The 1,824-nt window shown below is 74.9% G+C and carries 2 protein-coding genes and 1 pseudogene; 2 read left to right on the forward strand and 1 reads right to left on the reverse strand.

Annotated elements, in window-relative coordinates; genetic code table 11:
• Positions 1–540 precede the first annotated feature (540 nt).
• Positions 541–737: pseudogene (locus tag ABEB16_RS22125) on the reverse strand (pirin family protein); the annotation flags it as partial.
• Between the two features lie 248 nt (positions 738–985).
• Between ABEB16_RS22125 and ABEB16_RS22130 the strand changes: the two are divergent.
• Positions 986–1,348 carry an ArsR/SmtB family transcription factor gene (locus ABEB16_RS22130; protein ID WP_345714317.1) on the forward strand — a complete coding sequence of 121 codons (363 nt, stop codon included), beginning with the start codon at positions 986–988 and terminating at the stop codon, positions 1,346–1,348.
• Entirely contained in the window at positions 1,345–1,800 is a 456-nt protein-coding gene (locus ABEB16_RS22135; RefSeq protein ID WP_345714318.1) for an SRPBCC family protein, read from the forward strand. The genes ABEB16_RS22130 and ABEB16_RS22135 overlap by 4 nt, the downstream gene beginning before the upstream one ends.
• Positions 1,801–1,824 lie beyond the last annotated feature (24 nt).

A 1,824-nucleotide genomic window follows, 5' to 3' on the forward strand; every position in this document is an offset into this window, starting at 1 on the left:
CCGCGGGAGACAGGGGTCCGGTCGGGACGGCACCGCCCGCCGCGGCACGGCCCCCGGGGTTTCCGCCGCCGAACGCCTCGACGGGTTCCCGCTCGCCGCGGGTGGTGCGGGTCCCGCCGGGGTGGCGGCGCACGGTCACCGGCCCCGGGTCCGTGCTGGTGCGGTCGCTCACGAGCGGTCCTCCCGGTGTAGGTGCCCTTGCCGGGCATCCCCCCCACAGTACGACGTTCAACGAGAGGAGTGCTCGACCGAACCGGCCGGGGTCGCGGTGGGCGCCCGACGCGCGGGGCGACGGCTGCGGACGGGGGTCGGCCGCGGGCGCGCAGGCGGACGGCGGGCAGGACGGGGGCCGGCAGCGGCTCGGGCGTCCCCTCGGGGAAGGTGCCGGAGCGCGGAGGGGTGATGTCGTCGTCGCAGGCGCCGGCGGCGGTGGGGCCCACCGGTTCGGCGCCGATCCCGGCTTGCCGGGCGGCGCGGTAGGCCGCGATCTCCTCGCGGCTGCGGCCGGCGAAGTTCCACCACACGACGACCGGTTCCGGAGGCCGCGTAGCCGGCGGAGCCGCGGTGGGCGATCCCACCGGCGAAGAGCCGGCTGACCGTGGCCAGGCCGGTGTGGGGGTGGCGGGGCACCTTCATCCGCCGCTGTCGGCGACCGGGTCGGGCCCGTCGTGGTCGACGGAGCACCAGGAACCGATGAGGCTGCGCTGCTTCTGCGGCAGCGTCCTGCGCACCGTCATCGCGCGGGGACCGCCGAGGGGGACCGCGCGCGGCTCGAGCACCTCGGTGGTCCCCGCCGCGCCCGGCGCACGAGGCGTCCCGGCGCTCCTCGACGTCGCTCGTGCGCCCGATCCCCCACCAGTCCTCGCCACCGCCGCCCCCGGCGCCCGGCGGGGGCGGGCTCCCCCGGCGACGACCCCGCCGCGATCGCGTCGCGGGCCGCGATCGGACCTTGAACCGTCCGGTTCAGCGTTCTATGGTGAACTCCATGGTTCAGCAAGAGCTCCTGGACCGGGTGTTCTCCTCCCTGGCCGACCCCGTCCGGCGGGGCGTCCTGATCCGCCTCGGCGAGAGCCCGGCGACCATCGGGGAGCTCGCCGCACCGACCGGGATGACCCTGACCGGCATGAAGAAGCACGTGCAGGTCCTCGAGGACGCCGGGCTGGTCGTCACCGAGAAGGTCGGCCGGTCCCGGCGGTGCCGCCTCGCGCCGGCCCCGCTGGACGAGGTGCTGGCCTGGATCGGCTTCTACCAGCGCCTGTGGGCGCGTCGCCTCGACGGCCTCGACGCCTACCTCACCCTCCAGCACGGGACGACCCAGCAGCAGGAAACGAAGGGACCGCGACGATGACGTCCGACATGCGCATGACGCGACGGCTGCCGGCGAGCCCGGAGGAGGTGTTCGACGCCTACACCGACGCCGAGAAGCAGAAGATCTGGTTCTCCATCCTCGACGAGCACCCCGGCATCGTCGAGATCGAGGTCGACCTGCGCGTCGGCGGGCAGCAGACCGCGGTCTGGGGTCCGGACCGCGACACGTTGTTCCGCGAGACCCAGACGTTCCTGGAGATCGAGCGCCCGCACCGGCTGGTCACCTCCTCGACGGGCTCGGGCCCGGACGGGGCGACCATGACGACCCGCATCGAGGTCACCTTCGAGGAGGACGGCGACGGCACCGTGATGACCGTCCTGCAGAGCGGTTTCCCCGACCCGCAGGTGCGCGACTTCTTCGCAGGGGAGGTCTGGCCCGGCGCGTTCGCGCGCCTGGAGGCGTTCTTGACCGCCACCTCACCCCGGCGCTGACCACCGGCGTGGCGGACCCCGCCG

The organism is Kineococcus glutinatus (assembly GCF_039542765.1).
Taxonomy (GTDB): domain Bacteria; phylum Actinomycetota; class Actinomycetes; order Actinomycetales; family Kineococcaceae; genus Kineococcus_A; species Kineococcus_A glutinatus.